The 16,154-nt window shown below is 72.6% G+C and carries 18 protein-coding genes and 1 riboswitch; of the genes, 7 read left to right on the forward strand and 11 right to left on the reverse strand.

All coding sequences use genetic code 11. From position 1 onward, the window contains the following. Window positions 1–57: 57 nt before the first annotated feature. Window positions 58–2,517, forward strand: a complete 2,460-nt coding sequence (locus F1615_RS20345) for a SpoIIE family protein phosphatase (RefSeq protein WP_244328799.1) — start codon at window positions 58–60, stop codon at window positions 2,515–2,517. 33 nt (window positions 2,518–2,550) lie between these two features. Here the strand turns inward: F1615_RS20345 and F1615_RS20350 are convergent, their stop codons facing one another. After that, a complete protein-coding gene (locus tag F1615_RS20350) occupies window positions 2,551–3,006 on the reverse strand; it encodes an RpiB/LacA/LacB family sugar-phosphate isomerase (protein ID WP_149550448.1) in 456 nt (151 codons plus the stop codon). A 186-nt stretch (window positions 3,007–3,192) separates the two neighbouring features. On the opposite strand from F1615_RS20350, the gene F1615_RS20355 reads away from it, so the two are divergent. Continuing rightward, entirely contained in the window at window positions 3,193–3,918 is a 726-nt protein-coding gene (locus F1615_RS20355; RefSeq protein WP_149550449.1) for a lysophospholipid acyltransferase family protein, read from the forward strand. 71 nt (window positions 3,919–3,989) lie between these two features. Here the strand turns inward: F1615_RS20355 and F1615_RS20360 are convergent, their stop codons facing one another. The 8 genes from F1615_RS20360 to F1615_RS20395 all read right to left on the reverse strand — a co-directional run bounded on the left by F1615_RS20360 (window position 3,990) and on the right by F1615_RS20395 (window position 11,035). Then, on the reverse strand, window positions 3,990–5,600 hold the full coding sequence (locus F1615_RS20360) for an alpha/beta hydrolase (RefSeq protein WP_149550450.1): 1,611 nt from the start codon (window positions 5,598–5,600) through the stop codon (window positions 3,990–3,992). Between the two features lie 119 nt (window positions 5,601–5,719). Beyond that, window positions 5,720–6,490 carry an urease accessory protein UreD gene (locus tag F1615_RS20365; protein ID WP_149550573.1) on the reverse strand — a complete coding sequence of 257 codons (771 nt, stop codon included), beginning with the start codon at window positions 6,488–6,490 and terminating at the stop codon, window positions 5,720–5,722. Further along, window positions 6,487–7,170: an urease accessory protein UreG gene (gene ureG, locus F1615_RS20370; RefSeq protein ID WP_149550451.1), complete on the reverse strand. Its 684-nt coding sequence runs from the start codon at window positions 7,168–7,170 to the stop codon at window positions 6,487–6,489. The genes F1615_RS20365 and ureG overlap by 4 nt, the downstream gene beginning before the upstream one ends. An 87-nt stretch (window positions 7,171–7,257) precedes the next feature. Beyond that, window positions 7,258–7,932, reverse strand: coding sequence for an urease accessory protein UreF (locus F1615_RS20375; RefSeq protein ID WP_149550452.1), 675 nt, complete (start codon window positions 7,930–7,932; stop codon window positions 7,258–7,260). Then, a complete protein-coding gene (locus F1615_RS20380; RefSeq protein ID WP_149550453.1) occupies window positions 7,932–9,653 on the reverse strand; it encodes an urease subunit alpha in 1,722 nt (573 codons plus the stop codon). The genes F1615_RS20375 and F1615_RS20380 overlap by 1 nt, the downstream gene beginning before the upstream one ends. Next, complete coding sequence (locus F1615_RS20385; RefSeq protein ID WP_149550454.1) at window positions 9,646–9,957, reverse strand: urease subunit beta; 312 nt, start codon at window positions 9,955–9,957, stop codon at window positions 9,646–9,648. The genes F1615_RS20380 and F1615_RS20385 overlap by 8 nt, the downstream gene beginning before the upstream one ends. After that, window positions 9,954–10,277: an urease subunit gamma gene (locus F1615_RS20390; RefSeq protein WP_149550455.1), complete on the reverse strand. Its 324-nt coding sequence runs from the start codon at window positions 10,275–10,277 to the stop codon at window positions 9,954–9,956. The genes F1615_RS20385 and F1615_RS20390 overlap by 4 nt, the downstream gene beginning before the upstream one ends. 107 nt (window positions 10,278–10,384) lie before the next feature. Continuing rightward, a complete protein-coding gene (locus F1615_RS20395) occupies window positions 10,385–11,035 on the reverse strand; it encodes a TetR/AcrR family transcriptional regulator (RefSeq protein ID WP_149550456.1) in 651 nt (216 codons plus the stop codon). Window positions 11,036–11,140: 105 nt separating this feature from the next. Here F1615_RS20395 and F1615_RS20400 point away from each other — a divergent pair, with 105 nt between their 5' ends. Next, on the forward strand, window positions 11,141–12,133 hold the full coding sequence (locus F1615_RS20400; protein WP_149550457.1) for an ABC transporter permease: 993 nt from the start codon (window positions 11,141–11,143) through the stop codon (window positions 12,131–12,133). A 93-nt stretch (window positions 12,134–12,226) separates the two neighbouring features. On the opposite strand, the gene F1615_RS20405 is transcribed toward F1615_RS20400, so the two are convergent. Beyond that, window positions 12,227–12,511, reverse strand: a complete 285-nt coding sequence (locus F1615_RS20405; RefSeq protein WP_149550458.1) for a type II toxin-antitoxin system Phd/YefM family antitoxin — start codon at window positions 12,509–12,511, stop codon at window positions 12,227–12,229. A 67-nt stretch (window positions 12,512–12,578) separates the two neighbouring features. On the opposite strand from F1615_RS20405, the gene F1615_RS20410 reads away from it, so the two are divergent. From F1615_RS20410 to F1615_RS20420, 3 genes are all read left to right on the forward strand, one after another. Further along, a complete protein-coding gene (locus F1615_RS20410; RefSeq protein WP_149550459.1) occupies window positions 12,579–13,214 on the forward strand; it encodes an ATP-dependent Clp protease proteolytic subunit in 636 nt (211 codons plus the stop codon). 7 nt (window positions 13,215–13,221) lie between these two features. Next, window positions 13,222–13,530 carry a hypothetical protein gene (locus tag F1615_RS20415; protein ID WP_149550460.1) on the forward strand — a complete coding sequence of 103 codons (309 nt, stop codon included), beginning with the start codon at window positions 13,222–13,224 and terminating at the stop codon, window positions 13,528–13,530. A 347-nt stretch (window positions 13,531–13,877) separates the two neighbouring features. Next, window positions 13,878–14,067, forward strand: a riboswitch (cyclic di-AMP (ydaO/yuaA leader). 3 nt (window positions 14,068–14,070) lie between these two features. Next, window positions 14,071–14,544 (forward strand): C40 family peptidase, encoded by a 474-nt coding sequence (locus F1615_RS20420; protein ID WP_149550461.1) that lies wholly within the window; start codon window positions 14,071–14,073, stop codon window positions 14,542–14,544. Between the two features lie 65 nt (window positions 14,545–14,609). Here the strand turns inward: F1615_RS20420 and F1615_RS20425 are convergent, their stop codons facing one another. Further along, entirely contained in the window at window positions 14,610–15,080 is a 471-nt protein-coding gene (locus F1615_RS20425; RefSeq protein ID WP_149550462.1) for an ATP-binding protein, read from the reverse strand. A gap of 211 nt (window positions 15,081–15,291) precedes the next feature. On the opposite strand from F1615_RS20425, the gene F1615_RS20430 reads away from it, so the two are divergent. Continuing rightward, window positions 15,292–16,152, forward strand: coding sequence for a helix-turn-helix domain-containing protein (locus F1615_RS20430; RefSeq protein WP_149550463.1), 861 nt, complete (start codon window positions 15,292–15,294; stop codon window positions 16,150–16,152). The last annotated feature ends 2 nt before the right edge of the window (window positions 16,153–16,154 follow it).

Here is a 16,154-nt window from a genome sequence, read left to right on the forward strand (position 1 = left end):
AGGGTGAAGATGGGGACAAGAGGTGGTAGACCACTCTCAGCGACAGAGAGGTCGGCCGTGGGCGGACACAACGAGCAGGACGCTGCCCGGCAGGGGTATGACGTGGCCGACGCCGCTCCCCTGTTGCTCGACCCGCACGGCATGGTGACCAGCTGGACCGGTCACGCCGAACGGATGCTGGGGTACGGCGCCCGGGAGGTGGTGGGGCGGAAGTTCTCCGAGCTGCTGACCTCCGACGACGCCGAGCGGGTGCCGGACCTGGTCGAGCGGTGCCGGTCGGGAGGGGACTGGACGGGGCTGATGACGGCGCTGCACCGGGACGGGCGCCCGGTCGCGATGATGGTGCGGGTCACGCCGGCCGTGGAGCCGAGGGGCCGGACGTCGCTGCTGGTGCTGCTGTCCGGGGCGGCCGGTACGGCCGGCTGGGACATGAGCCGCACCGTGCTGGAGCAGATGGTCGCCGGGTCGGCGATCGGCATCGCGATCATGGACACGGACCTGCGCTTCGTGTGGTCCAACGCCGCGCTCGAGCAGTTCGGCGGCGGCCCGGCGGAGCGGCGGCTGGGTCTGCGGCACGCCGACGTCCAGCCGGGTATGGACGCCGAGGCCGTCGAGGCGCAGATGCGGCACGTGCTGGAGACCGGCGAGCAGGTGGTCGGCTACGAGCACGTCGGCCGCGTACGGTCGGCGCCGCTGCGCGAGACCGCGCACATGCTGTCCTTCACCCGCCTCGACGACGACCGGGGCCGCCCGATGGGCGTGTACTACACGGTCGTGGACGTCACCGAGTGGCACCGCGCCCGGCAGCGCCTCGCCCTGCTCGACCGGGCCGGCGGGCACATCGGCCGCTCCCTCGACATCACGAGCACCGCGCAGGAACTGGCGGACGTCGCCGTGCCGGGCCTCGCGGACTTCGTCACCGTGGACCTGCTGGAGACGGTGCTGCGCGCCGCCGAGCTCCCGCCGGGACCCGTCGGCGACCGCGATCGGGTGCCCCTGCGCCGGGCGGGCCACCGCTCAGCCTACGAGGACCTGCCGCGGACGGCCGTCGACACCGGCGCGGTCGTGACCTACCGGGCGGATTCCCCGCCCGTGCGCTGCCTGACCACGGGCCGGCCCTGGCGTCAGGAGCAGCTCGACCCGCTCGCCCTGGAGTGGGCCGCCGTCACGCCGGGCGACCGGGAGCACACCTTCCTGGAGCTGGGTCTGCAGAGCGTGATGATCGTCCCGGTCCGGGCCCGGGGCGTCACCCTGGGCCTCACCACGTTCTTCCGGCGCCGCCGCGAGAACCCGTTCGACGCGGACGACCTCAGTCTCGCGGAGGACCTCGTCTCCCGCGCCGCCGTCAGTGTGGACAACGCCCGGCGCTACACCCGCGAGCGGGACGCCGCGCTCACCCTCCAGCGCAGCCTGCTCCCCCGCCGGCTGCCCGCGCAGGACGCCGTCGAGGTGTCCGCGTGCTACCGCCCGGCCGACGAGCTGACCGGCCTCGGCGGCGACTGGTACGACCTCATCCCGCTGTCGGGCGCCCGCGTCGCCCTGGTCGTCGGCGAGGTACCGGGGCACGGCATCGACGCCGCCGCGGCCATGGGGCGGCTGCGCACGGCCGTACGGACGCTGGCCGCGATCGATCTGCCGCCCGAGGAGGTGCTCGCCCACCTGGACGACCTGGCCTCCCGGTCGGCGCGGGACGAGGGCGAGGGCGAGGCGGAGCCCGGGGACGACCCCGGCCGGTCGCTGGGGGCCGGCTGCCTGTACGTCGTGTACGACCCGGTCGACGGCCGGTGCGCGATGGCCGCCGCCGGTCACCCGGCGCCCGCCGTGGTGGCACCGGACGGCACGGTGGCCTTCGTCGACCTTCCGCAGGGACCGGCGCTCGGTGTGGGCGGCCCGCCGTTCGAGGCGGTGGAACTGACCCTGGCCGAGGGCAGCACGCTCGCCCTGCACACGGACGGTCTGCTCGCCCGTGGGGACTCCTGGTCCGTCGACGCGGACCGGGAGCGGCTGCGGCGTGCGCTGGCCGGGGCGCCGGCCGACCTCGAGCGGGGGTGCCGGGCCGTCGTCGACGCGCTGGTTCCGGCCCGTCCGTACGACGACGTGGCCCTGCTGCTGGCCCGTACCAGGCGTCTCGCCCCGGAACAGGTCGCGGTCCGCGAGCTGCCGGCGGATCCGGCCCTGGTGGCCGAGGCGCGCAGGGCCACCACCCGGCAACTGACCCGCTGGGGGCTGGACGAGCTGGCCTTCACCACGGAACTGCTCGTGAGTGAACTGGTCACCAACGCCATCCGGCACGCCACCGGGCCGGTCACGCTGCGGCTGATCCGTGAGCGCGCCCTGGTCTGCGAGGTCCTCGACGGTGGCGCCACCGCGCCGCATCTGCGTCATCCCCGCGCGATGGACGAGGGCGGACGCGGACTTCTGCTGGTCTCCCAGCTGGCCCAGCGGTGGGGTACGCGGTTCGTCCCCGACGGGAAGATCATCTGGGCGGAGCAGTCACTGGCCGCACCGATGGAGTGAGGCGGTGGCCGACGAGGCGGCGCCGGTCGCCGGTCAGGAACCGGCGCGGGTGCGGTCGAGGCCTGCCGTGCGTTCCACGTTGCGCCGGTCCTCGAGGTCGTCGCTGGGCGAGGCCGCGAACCAGGCGTCGAGGATCTCCCCGAGCAGCGGGGCGGACGTCAGCCGCAGGCTGAGCGCCAGGACGTTGGCGTCGTTCCAGCGGCGCGCGCCGTCCGCCGTGTAGGCGTCCGTGCACAGGGCGGCGCGCACGCCGGGCACCTTGTTGGCGGCGATCGAGGCGCCCGTGCCGGTCCAGCAGCACACCACCGCCTGGTCGGCCGTTCCGTCGGCGACCTCACGCGCCGCCGCCGCGGAGCAGACCGCCCACCCCGGGTCGTCCCCGGGGCTCAGCGCGCCGTGCGCGCTCACCTCGTGGCCGCGGTCGCGCAGTTCGGTGAGGAGGGCGCGGGCCACGGGTTCGTCCATGTCGGAGGAGACGGAGATCCGCATGCCGTGGAGCCTACTCCCCGCGGTACGCCCGCCGGCGGGTCCGGCCGTCCGGCCGGTCCGTTCCCGTCGCGCCCGACGTGGTGCCGGGCCGTGCCGCGCGGTCCTAGACTGGCACCTCACGACGTGCCGGACGACCTGCTGGAACGCGGCGGCACTGCCCGTTCGTCAGAGTCGAGGAGCGTGCTTTTGTTCTACTACTTGCTCAAATACGTGCTGTTGGGCCCGCTGCTGAGACTGACCTTCCGGCCGCGGATAGAGGGCCTGGAGCGTGTTCCGTCGTCCGGCGCCGCCATCGTGGCGGGCAACCACCTGTCGTTCTCGGACCACTTCCTGATGCCGGCCGTCCTCAAACGGCGCATCACCTTCCTCGCCAAGGCCGAGTACTTCACCGGTCCCGGCCTCAAGGGCCGGCTGACGGCGTTCTTCTTCCGCAGCGCGGGACAGATCCCCGTCGACCGCTCCGGCAAGGAGGCCGGGCAGGCCGCCATCCGCGAGGGACTCGGGGTGCTGAGCAAGGGGGAACTGCTCGGCATCTACCCGGAGGGCACGCGCTCGCACGACGGACGCCTCTACAAGGGCAAGGTGGGCGTCGCGGTGATGGCCCTCCGGGCGGGCGTCCCGGTGGTTCCCTGCGCGATGATCGGCACGTTCGAGGCGCAGCCGCCCGGCAAGGTGATCCCCCGGATCCACCCCGTGGTGATCCGCTTCGGCGAACCGCTGGACTTCTCGCGCTACGAGGGGATGGAGAACGAGAAGGCGGTGCTGCGCGCCGTCACCGACGAGATCATGTACGCCATCCTCACCCTGTCCGGGCAGGAGTACGTCGACCAGTACGCCGCCGCCGCCAAGGCCGGGGAGGCCGACCGCAGGGCGGAGGAGAAGCGCCGGTTCCCGCGTCTGCCGCGGAACTGATCCGGCCGGACACACGGGCGAGGGGCGGCCGGAGAAACTCCGGCCGCCCCTCGCGTCGTGGGAGGAAGGTGCTACGGCTTCGGCGTGGCGTGCGGTGCGCAGGTCACGTCGGACCGGTCCAGCTGTCCGTTGAGCAGGTAGGCGTCCACCCGGTCGTTGACGCAGGGGTTGACCAGGCCGGTGACGCCGTGGGATCCGGCGTCCCGCTCGGTGACGAGGCGGGAGCCCTTGAGCCGCTGGTGCAGTTCGACGGCGCCCGTGTACGGGGTGGCCGCGTCGCGCTCGGACTGGACGATCAGCACCGGGGGCAGGTTCTTGCCGGACCTGACGTCCACGGGGGTCCGCTGCTTGACCGGCCAGGTGGCGCAGGGCAGGTTCATCCAGGCGTTGGCCCAGGTCATGAACGGGTGGTCCCGGTGCAGCCGCGTGTTGTCCCGGTCCCAGGTGCGCCAGTTGGTGGGCCACTTGGCGTCGGTGCACTCCACGGCCGTGTAGACGGCGTTGCCGTTCTCCGCGGCCGCGTTGCCCGCGGTGTCGGAGAGGTCGGGGGCGGCGGCGTCGACGAGCGCCTGGGTGTCACCGGCGACGTACTTGCTGAAGACGGTCGCGACGGGGATCCACGCCGAGTCGTAGTACGGGGCGCTCTGGAAGAAGCCGATCAGCTCGGCGGGTCCGACGACTCCGCCGATCGGGTCCTTCGCGGCGGTGGCGCGCAGCTTCAGCCACTGTGCCTGAACCGCGTCGCGGGTGGTTCCGAGGTGGAAGGTGGCGTCGTTCTCGGCGACCCAGTCCTGCCAGTCCTTCCAGCGGCCCTCGAAGGCGACGTCCTGGTCCAGGTTGGCCTGGTACCAGATCTTCTCGCGGGAGGGGTTGACGACGCTGTCGACGACCATGCGGCGCACATGGCCCGGGAAGAGGGTGGCGTAGACGGCGCCGAGGTAGGTGCCGTAGGAGACGCCGAGGAAGTTGAGCTTCTTCTCGCCGAGGGCGGCGCGGATGACGTCGAGGTCGCGCGCGGTGTTCGGCGTCGTCATGTGCGGCAGCATCTCGCCGCTGCGCTCGTAGCAGCCCTCGGCGTACTCACGGGCGAGCTTGCGCTGAGCCAGCTTGTCGGCCTCGTCGCGGGGCACGGGGTCCATCTTGGGCGCCTTGACGAACTCCTGCGGGTCGGCACAGGAGATGGGCGCCGACTTGCCCACGCCGCGCGGGTCGAAGCCCACGAAGTCGTACGCCTTGGCCGTGTTGGCCCAGACGGGGTTCTTCCCGGTGACCCGGGCGGGGAAGCGCAGGCCCGAGCCGCCGGGGCCGCCGGGGTTGTACAGCAGCGCGCCCTGTCGCTCGCTGCTGGTGCCGGTGCTGCCTATGCGGTCGACGGCGAGCTTGATCTGCTTGCCGTACGGCTTGGCGTAGTCCAGGGGTACCGAGACCCAGCCGCACTGGATGGGCTTGGCCAGGTTCCAGTCGGCGGGGCAGTCCTGCCAGTCGATGCCGCGCCCGGCGGCCCGGGCCGCGGCGACGGCGACACCCCTGGCCTCGCGGTCCTTGCCGTGGTGCTCAGTCGCCGTGGGCGCCGTGGCGTTCGCCGTGGGAGCCGCGACGGCGCCGGCGACGAGTGTGGCCACGACGAGCACTCCGGCCGAACCGAGCGCCCCCGCCCGCTTCTTCGGTCTGCTGGCCCTCAAGTGGTGCCTCCCCGTTCGTGGTTGTGATGGACACGGGGGATCCTCGCCGCTCGGGGGTTCCCGGGAACAGGGGCGGTGCGCCTTCTTTGTCAATCCGATAACCGGATAAGCAGGTTCCATCAATCGGACGCAGGGCCGAAGAGGGCCGATGCCCCGTCGAGGAGGCGGCGCAGCCGCAGCGCGTCCGGTGCCACGGCGGTCACCAGCGCGGCGGGACCCGGGAGAGGCAGGACGGCGGCGCCCTCTCCCAGCGCTCTCGCGGTGACCGGCTTGTCCTCGAACCCGGGTCGCACCACGACGAGCTGGCCGACAGCTCGCAGTCCGCCCAGCACGGCCGGACCGTCCCAGCCACCGGGCGCCCCAGGACCGCAGGCCAGTTGCTGATCGAGGACGGTTCGCCCCGCGATCCGCACGGTCAGACGGGATGTGAGCCGTCCGGGTTCCTCCCCGGCCCGCCCCAGCACCTGTTCCTCGCGGAGCACGAGCCGGGCCCCGCGGTCGAGGTCGGCGCGCGTGGTGACCAGCAGCTCGCTTCCCCTGACGGAGACCAACTGCTCGGGCAGCCAGTGAAGTTCGCCTCCGTCTGCGACGGTGAGGCGTACGTCGTAGCGCGCCTCGCCCGCCTGCTGGCCGGGGAGGGCGAGGGTCGCGGCGGCCGACCCGACCCGGAGGCGGGCACCCGGCCGGACATCCGCCCGCACCGCGAGACGGTCCCCGCCGAGGGGGCCGCTCATGGCGCCGACGAGCAGGACCTGCGCCTCGGTGCCCCTCCCCCGGGTCCGCCGCAGGGCCAGTGGCCCGTCGCTCTCCAGGACGGGCAGGCAGGTCCCGCCCCGGCCGTCGGGGCAGGCGCGGACGCGGGCGACGGCCCGTACGCCGGCGGTGTTCACGCCACCCACGCGGCGAGCCGCTCCCGCACCCAGTCGGCGACGTCCCGGGCCCCGTCCTCGCCGCGCAGCGACTGGAACACCACGGGAAGACGGGCCCGCTGGGCCCTGGCGTCGGCGGCCATGCGGGCGAGGTCCGAGCCGACGTACGGGGCGAGGTCGGTCTTGTTGACGACCAGGAGGTCCGCGGTGGTCACGCCGGGTCCGCCCTTGCGCGGGATGTCGTCCCCGCCGGCCACGTCGATGACGAAGATCTGGGCGTCGACGAGCCCTCTGGAGAAGGTGGCGGTGAGGTTGTCCCCGCCTGACTCGACGAGGATCAGGTCCAGCGGGCCGGCCTCGTCCTCGAGGTCCTCCACCGCTTCCAGGTTCGCGGAGATGTCGTCCCGGATCGCGGTGTGCGGGCAGGCCCCGGTCTCGACGGCGGTGATGCGCTCGGGAGGCAGGACGGCCTCACGGAGCAGGAACTCGGCGTCCTCCCGGGTGTAGATGTCGTTGGTGACGACGGCCAGGGACACCTCGTCCCGCAGGGCCCGGCAGAGGGCCGCGACGGTGGCGGTCTTCCCCGACCCGACGGGCCCGCCGAGCCCGATCCGCAGGGCCCGCCGGCCCCCGTCGGGCCGACGGACATCAGCACTGACGGCGGCCGGTCCGCCGTGGGAGGGGGAAGGGTCAAGATGCACGAATCGACTCCAGTGATCGGCCCGTCCGGCGTTCGAGGACGACCCCGGGGAGCGGACGGGAAGGGGTGGCGGGGGCGCGACGGGCACTCACGTGGCGAACAGGCGCACGGCCCACCCCGCATGCGCCTGCGCGAAGACCTCCAGCAACGGCGCGGACGCCGCGGGCAACGCGTCGACCCCCGCACCGACGGCCTCCCGCGCCGTCCCCACCGCCCGCGTCACCACCTCGTCGACCTCCGGCGCCAACCGGGCCAGCACCCCCGTCGCGTCGAACGGATCGAGCCCCAGCAACCGCACGGTCGCCGACGCCGGCCCGCTGACGCTCTCGTATGCCGCGCAGTACGCCGCGTCCGCGGGCCCCAGTCCGGCCGCCAGCGCCGTGACTCCCAGAACCACCGGCTGGTGGGCCCCCTTGGGGAATGTCCCGGCGAGCGCGTCGAGTTCACCGGACGGCCAGGCCACGCGCGCCGCCCGCAGCAACTGCCGCCCCAGCTTGCGCGCGGCGGTCCGCAGCGCGGGCGAGGGCGTGCGCGCGTCGGCCGCCGCGTCCAGCTCCACCGGATCGACGCCCAGCGCCGCGGCCGCCGCGACCGCCGCCGCCACCAGTCCCGTCGTATGCAGCCGCCCCCGGCAGAAGTCCTCCAGGCTCGCGGCCCCCGTGACACGCCCCGCCCCGACGGCCGCCTCCGCCCCGCCGGAGTGCGCGTGCCCTCCGGCGGGGAACCGGCCGTCGGCCAGGACGAGGAGCGCCGCCCTGGACATCAGAAGAGGAAGTAGCGCTGGGCCAGCGGCAGTTCCCGGGCGGGAGTCGCCTCCACCAGTACCCCGTCGATGTGCACGGCGAAGCTGTCCGGGTCGATCCGCACGTCCGGCATGGCGTCGTTCTCCCTCATGTGCGCCTTGGTCACGCCGCGGGTGGAGTCGATGGTCACGAACCGCTTGCCCAGCCCGAGCCGCTCCGGCAGGCCGCTCTCGACAGCCGCTTCCGCCACGAAGTTGACCGAGCCCGCGGCGGGCGCCCGCCCGACCGCCCCGTACATCGGACGCGGCAGGACCGGCTGCGGGGTCGGGATGGAGGCGTTGGCGTCGCCCATCTGCGCGTAGGCGATCTGTCCTCCCTTGATGACGAGTTGGGGTTTCACTCCGAAGAACGCCGGTTCCCACAGCACGAGATCGGCCAGCTTGCCGCTCTGAACGGAGCCGATCTCGCGGGCCATGCCCTGGGCGAGTGCCGGGTTGATCGTGTACTTGGCGACATAGCGGCGTACCCGCCGGTTGTCGGCGCGTCCGTCGCCGGGCAGGGCGCCGCGCCGCCTCTTCATCACATGGGCCGTCTGCCAGGTCCGCATGATCACCTCGCCGACCCGGCCCATGGCCTGCGCGTCGGAGGAGATGATCGAGATGGCACCCAGATCGTGCAGGACGTCCTCGGCCCCGATGGTGGACGGCCGGATCCGGGACTCGGCGAAGGCCAGGTCCTCGGGTACCGCCGGGTTCAGGTGGTGGCACACCATCAGCATGTCGAGGTGCTCCTCGACGGTGTTGACGGTGAACGGCCGGGTCGGGTTGGTGGAGCTGGGCAGGACGTGCGGTTCGCGGACCACGGTCATGATGTCCGGGGCGTGACCGCCCCCCGCGCCCTCCGTGTGGTAGGCGTGGATGCCGCGCCCGGCGATCGCGGCGAGGGTGTCGCCCACGAAACCGGCCTCGTTGAGGGTGTCCGTGTGAATGGCGACCTGGACGCCGGTCCGCCCGGCGACGGTGAGCGCGGCGTCGATGGCGGCGGGGGTGGATCCCCAGTCCTCGTGCAGCTTCAGTCCGACCGCGCCGCCCCGGATCTGCGAGAGCATCGCCTCCTGGGAGACGGTGTTGCCTTTGCCCAGCAGCCCGATGTTGAGCGGGTACGCCTCCATCGCCTCCAGCATCCGCGCCAGGTGCCAGGGGCCGGGCGTGACGGTGGTCGCCTTGGAGCCCTCGGCGGGACCGGTGCCGCCGCCGACCAGGGTGGTGACGCCGGAGGCCAGCGCCTCGTCGGCGATCTGCGGGCAGATGAAGTGGACGTGCGCGTCGATGGCTCCGGCGGTCAGGATCCGTCCGTTGCCGGCGATGATCTCGGTCTCCGGGCCGATGACGAGATCCGGGTGGACACCGTCCATGGTGTCGGGGTTGCCCGCCTTGCCGATGCCGGTGATGCGGCCGTCGCGGATACCGACGTCGGCCTTGACGACGCCCCAGTAATCGACGACGACGGCACCGGTGACGACCGTGTCCGGGGTGCCGTCCGCGCGGGTGGCGGTGGCCTGGCCCATGGACTCGCGGATGACCTTGCCGCCGCCGAACACGGCCTCGTCACCGGCGAGTCCGGGACCGCCGCAGCGGTCCTCCTCGATCTCGATCAGCAGGTCGGTGTCGGCGAGCCGGATGCGGTCACCGGTCGTCGGGCCGAACAGGTCGGCGTGGGCGGCACGGGAGAGCTCAGGCATCGAGCGCGCCCCCGGTCTCCCCGCGCAGCCCGGGCACGAGGCGGGCTCCGGTGAGCGGGACGAGTTCCACCTCGGCGGGGATGCCGGGTTCGAACCGTACGGCGGTGCCGGCGGCCACGTTCAGCCGCTTGCCGCGGGCGGCCGCGCGGTCGAACTCGAGGCCGGGGTTGGCCTCGGCGAAGTGGTAGTGGGAGCCGACCTGGACGGGCCGGTCGGCGGCGTTGAGGACGGTGAGCCGGGTGACCTCGCGGCCCTCGTTGTAGACGATCGGGTCCTCGGCGAACACGATCTCTCCGGGAATCACGGCGCTCGCTCCCCCGCCCGGACGATCGGGTCGTGGACGGTGACGAGCTTGGTGCCGTCCGGGAAGGTGGCCTCCACCTGGACGTCGTGGATCATCTCCGGCACGCCCTCCATCACGTCGTCGCGGGTGAGCAACCGACGTCCGGACGCCATGAGTTCGGCGACGGTACGACCGTCCCGGGCGCCCTCGAGGATGTGCGAGGTGAGGAGGGCGACCGCCTCGGGATGGTTCAGCCTCAGCCCGCGGGCGCGGCGCTTGTCCGCCACGTCGGCCGCGACGTGGATGAGCAGCCTCTCCTGCTCGTGCGGGGTCAGTTGCACGGCCGTCCCACCTCACAGTCCTCGCTCCGGGCCGTGACGGGCCCGGGCCCCGGGGCAGGTCCCGGTGGCGTGGACCCGGAGGGTAGCCGGGCGGCGTTTCCGGGACGTTAACCGTGCGGTGAGCCGGTGCCGGGTGTCCCCGGTGCGCACCGCACGGCCATCAGCGCCCGCAGTCCGTCGCGCAGGGTCTGCTCGGAGATTCCCCCGAACAGGGCCATCTGGGCGGCGAAGCCCTGTACGAGCGCGATCATCGCCCGGGCCATGGCGTCGGTGTCGGTGCCGGCGGGCATCAGGCCGGCGTCCCGGTAGCTCTCGGCGACCTTCCCCCAGGCGGTACGGACCTTCCGGTACCCCTCGCCCAGCACGACCGCCAGTTCCGGGTTGCGCGTGGTCTCCGTCCACACCTGGATCATCAGCCGCGGGAACATCCACTCCCCGCCGTCCAGTGTCGCCGGCCGCTGCTCCCTCATCCGGGCCAGGGCGCGCGGGATGAGCACGTCGGGGGTGGGTGGCGGGCTTTCCTCGGTGGCCTGCTCGAGAATGCCGCGCACCGTGTCGAGCACCTCGGCGACGATCGCGGCGATCAGCTCCTCCTTGCCGCCGAAGTACCGGTAGACGGCACCGGCGGAGAGGTCCACCTCCTTGAGCACGTCCTGCATCGAGGTGGCGTGGAAGCCGTTGCGGGCGAAGCAGGACGCGGCGCCGTCGAGGATCTGCCGGCGGCGGGCGTCGAGGTGCTCCTGGGATACGCGAGCCATGTCCGCAATCTAAAACGAACATTCCTTCTTGACAAGGAGGAGCCGGAGCAGGACGGTGGTGATGAACTAAAACGAACGATCCTTCTTTTTAGCCGGAGCGCCCTCATGTCCCCTTCGTCACTGCCTCCGCACCGCCGCGTCACCGCCGTGGTCCTCCTGGTCCCCGCCCTGGTGGCGCTGGCGCTCTGGGCCTTCGCCTGGCCGGCGGCCCGCACGGCACCGCGCGATCTGCCGCTCGGCGTCGCCGGCCCCGCCGCCGCCACCGCACCGGTGGAGCAGCGGCTGGCCCAGCAGAAGGGCGCCTTCGACGTCCACCGCTACGCCGACGGGACCGCCGCCCGCGCCGCCGTCGAGGACCGCGAGGTGTACGGGGCGGTCGTCGTGTCGGCGCAGGGCCCGACACTGCTGACCGCGTCCGCCGCGGGCCCGGCGGTGGCCCAGCTGCTGGAGCAGGCGGTGGCGGACGGCTCCGGCGGCCGCGTCACGACGGTGGACGTGGTGGCGGCCGCCGAGCGGGATCCACGGGGCGCGGTCCTCAGCACCAGCGTGCTGCCGCTGGCCCTGGCCGGGATCGGGGCCGGCGCCGGGGTGACACTGCTGGGGCTGCGCGGCGCCCGCGCGGTGGCCGCGCTGACCGGGTCCGCCGCCCTGGTCGGCGCGGTGGCCGCGGGACTGTCGCAGAGCTGGCTGGAGGCCGTACCGGGCAACTGGTGGACCGTGGCCGGCACGTTCGCACTGGCCGCGCTGGCCATGGGCGCGGCGGTCGCCGGGCTCGCGGCACTGCTCGGGCATCCCGGTGTCGCACTCGGCGGCTTTGTGATCATGCTGCTCGGCAACCCCTTCTCGGGCGCCTCCTCCGCGCCGGAGATGCTGCCCGAGCCGGCCGGGGCGATCGGCCAGTGGCTGCCCCCGGGCGCGGGTGTGTCCCTGCTGCGCTCGGTGTCCTTCTTCGACGGCGCGGCCGCCACCGGTCCCCTGCTGACGCTGACCTGGTGGGCGGCGCTGGGCCTGGGCGCCGTACTCATCGGCGCCGCACCGAAGGGGCGCACGGGGAACGCGGCACCCGCCCCGGAGCGCGACCTGACCCCCGCCGGCTGACCGCGGGCGCTCCACGGCCGGTCTCCGACGGCAGGCGAACCGCCGCGCACCCCCGTCCGCCACGGCGGGGGTGCGCGGCGGTGTCGTCCGGGCCTACGAGGTGGCCGTCCCCCGGTGCTCGGCGGCGATGCCGAACCGCCGGTGTTCGCGGGGAGCGGACGCGACCTCGCGCACCCCGGCCACCGTGCTGATCACCTGCTCCTCCGCGGACTCCTGCTGCTGGAGCTCCTCGAGTCGTCGCAGGTCATCGGCGGACACGAGGGCGACCAAGGGCTTGCCGTGCCGGGTCACGACGACACGTTCACCGCCGTACACCACGCGGTTGATCAGGTCGGCCAGCTCGGCCCTCGCTCGGGTCACCGGAATCTCGTAGGCCATGGGCCCATCATAACGTCATGTACGTCCTGTACATTTTTTACAGACGCCACCAGACAGGAGGGGCCTCATGACCCGACCGTCCGCCCATTACGTCCTGCCCGAGTTCACGGAACGCACGGCATCCGGACAACGGACGATGGATCCCTACGCGAAGCTGCTCCAGGAGCGGATCGTCATTCTCGGGACCCGGATCGACGAGACGTCCGCGAACGACGTGATGGCCCAGTTCATGTACCTCGAGCACCACGCCTCCGACCGGGACATCTCGCTCTACGTCAACTCCCCCGGCGGCTCCTTCCACGCCATGTCGGCGATCCACGACACGCTGCGCTTCGTCACCTGCGACGTGGAGACGGTCTGCCTGGGCCGGGCGGAGGGAGCCGCCGCGCTGCTGCTGGCCGCCGGCACCCCGGGCAAGCGGTTCGTGCTGCCCGGCTCCCGCCTGGTGCTCCGCCAGCCGGCCCTCCCGGAGCCGGTCGAGGGGCGGACGAGCGATCTGGCGATCCGGTCGCAGGAGCTGACCCGGATCCGGGCCCGCATGGAGGAGATGCTCGTCCGGTACACGGGCCGCACAGCGGAGCAGGTCCGGGCCGACGTCGAGCGGGACACGGTCCTCGACGCGCAGGGGGCGGTGGACCACGGCCTGGCGGACCGGATCGTGCCCCACCGCAGGGCCACGCACCCGGGCACCGGCGCGAGGTGAGCCGCGGATGCTTCCCCCGGAACTGCCTCCCCTGCCCGCGCTGACCCGCGCGGAGGCCGAGTTGATCGACCGTTACCTCGAGGTCGTGGACCTGCTCGGCCGGATCAACCCGGCTCTGGCCGGTGACACCTACGGCGGGCTGCGCGCGGCCCAGGCCCTGGTCGGCAAGGCCGTCGCGCTGCGCGACGCGCTGACCGTGATGCACCGCCGCGGCGAGACCGACCTGCACTCCGCCACCCTGGCCCGGGCGCTGCGGGTGCTGGACGGCGAGCGGCGCACGGCGCGGGTCACGTTGCCGCCGGAGTCCGGGAGTTGACGCCGGCACGCCCGCGGACGACGGCCCGGACGGCGGTGCGCCACGCCGGGAGGTGAAACGGACCAAACGGCGTACCCCCATCCGGCGTAGACGAACCTCCTGTTTTCGGGCGGTTCGAGTTGCACAACCCACGCGCCCTGAGGTCGGAATGAGGTGTTCCGCCGCTGGTCCGGGGCTCCCCCGCCCCCTGGACGGCGGATCGAACAGGGCAGTGTCCACCCGAACGGGTGAGTGGTGAGTAACAACACAAACCCCCCGTTCCGTTGGGTTTTCGATCGCGTCATGAGCCAAGATCCCTGACTGACGACAAGACCCCGCCGCCGCGGCGGGGCGATCCGGGCGGACGCCGAGTCCTGCCGCCGCCCGGATGACCGGTCGACAGGAGTGGATCGGCAGGAGTGGAGGACCCAAGCACGACGGGTCGCCGGGACGTCCGTTCCGAGCAGCCCTTGGGGTGAAGCCGCACTCGTGCGGCCGGGCCACTTCGCCAGCCCGAATCCGACAGGTCATCCTTCACAGGCGGCTGACGAAGGGTTGCGCATGACTGCGCTCAATCGTGTCCCGTCTCTCATGGCCCGCGCCGGTACGGCCTCGGCCCTCACCCTGGCCGCCGTGGGCGCCTCCATCGTGGTCCCCGGAACCGCCTCGGAGGCAGCCGCCGCGACCTCCGCCACCAAGGCACTGCGCGTCGCCGCGTCCAAGAAGGGCGCGCCGTACCAGTGGGGCGCCACAGGACCGCACCGCTTCGACTGCTCGGGGCTGACGCTGTACTCGTTCAAGAAGGCGGGCAAGAAGCTGCCGCGCACCGCCGCCCAGCAGTACAACAAGGCGCGCCACATCTCCGCCGGCAGCCGCAGGGCCGGAGACCTGGTGTTCTTCCACTCGGGCGGCTACGTCTACCACGTCGGCATCTACGCCGGTAAGGGCAAGATCTGGCACGCCCCGAAGACCGGGGACGTGGTGCGTCTGCAGAAGATCTGGACCCGGAGCGTCTCGTACGGCCGGGTGGGGTGAGCCGGCGGGGGGCGGCGGCGCCCGGCAGGTGCCGCCGCCCCCGCCGGCTCGAGCACGCGTGGTCCCTACGGTTCCTGCTGTCCCGCCGCCGTGACCGCTTCGGCGGCGGCCTGGACGGTCCAGGTCCAGGGCAGGTGGACCGAGACGGTCTTGCCGCCCTCACGCGTGGGGCGGATCCTGAGCCTTCCGCCGCACTCCGCCATCAGCCAGCGGATGATGACGAGCCCGCGGCCGTTGTCCTGCTGGACGGCGGCGGGCAGCCGCTTGGGGAAACGGGGGTGACTGTCCGTCACCCCGATGTACACCCGTTCATCGCGGACCAGAGCGACGTCCACCGTGAACGTGGGTGACTGCCCGAACGTGTGCTGCACCGCGTTCGTGGCGAGTTCGGAGACGATCAGCCGCACGGTGTCGGACAGCTCCGTCTCCGCCGGCATGCCCCATTCCACCAGCGTGCCCACCACGTGGGCCCGTGCGGCGGAGACCGAGGCGGGATCGCTCGGCAGAGTGATGGATGCTTCCAGATGGTCTGCCATGGCGAGTCGTCCCTTTCCCACGGGACCGCAGTCCGACACGGAGCGGTTGGTTCGAGTACGGTCCCGCACTGGTGCTTCGTCGCCAGACTGCCACCACCGCACGGCGCTGGGCGGCGATCCACCAGGATATGCATATATCTGTCGCTCAAAGCGGTGAACTCTGCGACGCGAGACCGTATACGGGCGACTCGGAAGGAGTAAGGAGAAGCCCATGCAGCACGGTCCCGCGGTGCGCCGCCGGAAACTGGGCGCCGAACTGCGCGCGCTGCGCACCTCGGCGGGACTCACCAGCGGTGAGGCGGCCCGGCTGGCGGGCTGGCACCAGTCGAAGGTGAGCCGGATCGAGACGGGCACGAGCGGGGTGAAACCGGCCGATGTGCGGTCGCTGCTCGACGTCTACGGGGTGGCCGACCGGCAGTTGCGGGAGTTGCTGCTGGTGCTGTCGGGCAGTGGTGACGACGGTGGCCGGCACCACTGGTGGCACGCCTACCGCGGTGTACTGCCGCCCACCTACCGGGACTTCATCAGCCTGGAGTCGCAGGCGAGCGCGATGCGCACCCTGGAGACCACGGTGATCCCGGGACTGCTGCAGACGCCGGAGTACGCGCGGGCGGTGACCGAGGCCGCCCTGGAGGGCACCTCGGCGGAGCGCCTGGACGCCCTGGTGGAGGTGCGGCTGGCCCGCCAGGACGTACTGCGGGCCGAGCCTCCTCTGGAGCTCAGCGCGGTCCTGGACGAGGCGGTGCTGCGCCGGGAGGTCGGCGGTCCCGGAGTGATGAGCCGGCAGCTGAACCGGCTGGTCGAGGCGGCCCGGCTGCCGCACGTGCGGTTGCAGGTCCTGCCGTTCTCCGCCGGGGCGCACATCGGCGTCACCGGCCCTTTCGTCATCTTTTCGTTTTCGCGCACTTCTGATCTCGATGTGGTTGTTCTCGACCACTTGACGAGTAGCCTCCACCTGGAGCGGAAAGAAGACCTCCGGGCCTATGTGGAGGCCTTCAACGCCCTTTCGCATCACGCCCTTTCACCCGAGGACTCGTTGGATTTCATCGCCGGTACAGCAGCCGGCGCGTAAGG

It is taken from the genome of Streptomyces marokkonensis (assembly GCF_008312835.1).
GTDB lineage: Bacteria > Actinomycetota > Actinomycetes > Streptomycetales > Streptomycetaceae > Streptomyces > Streptomyces marokkonensis_A.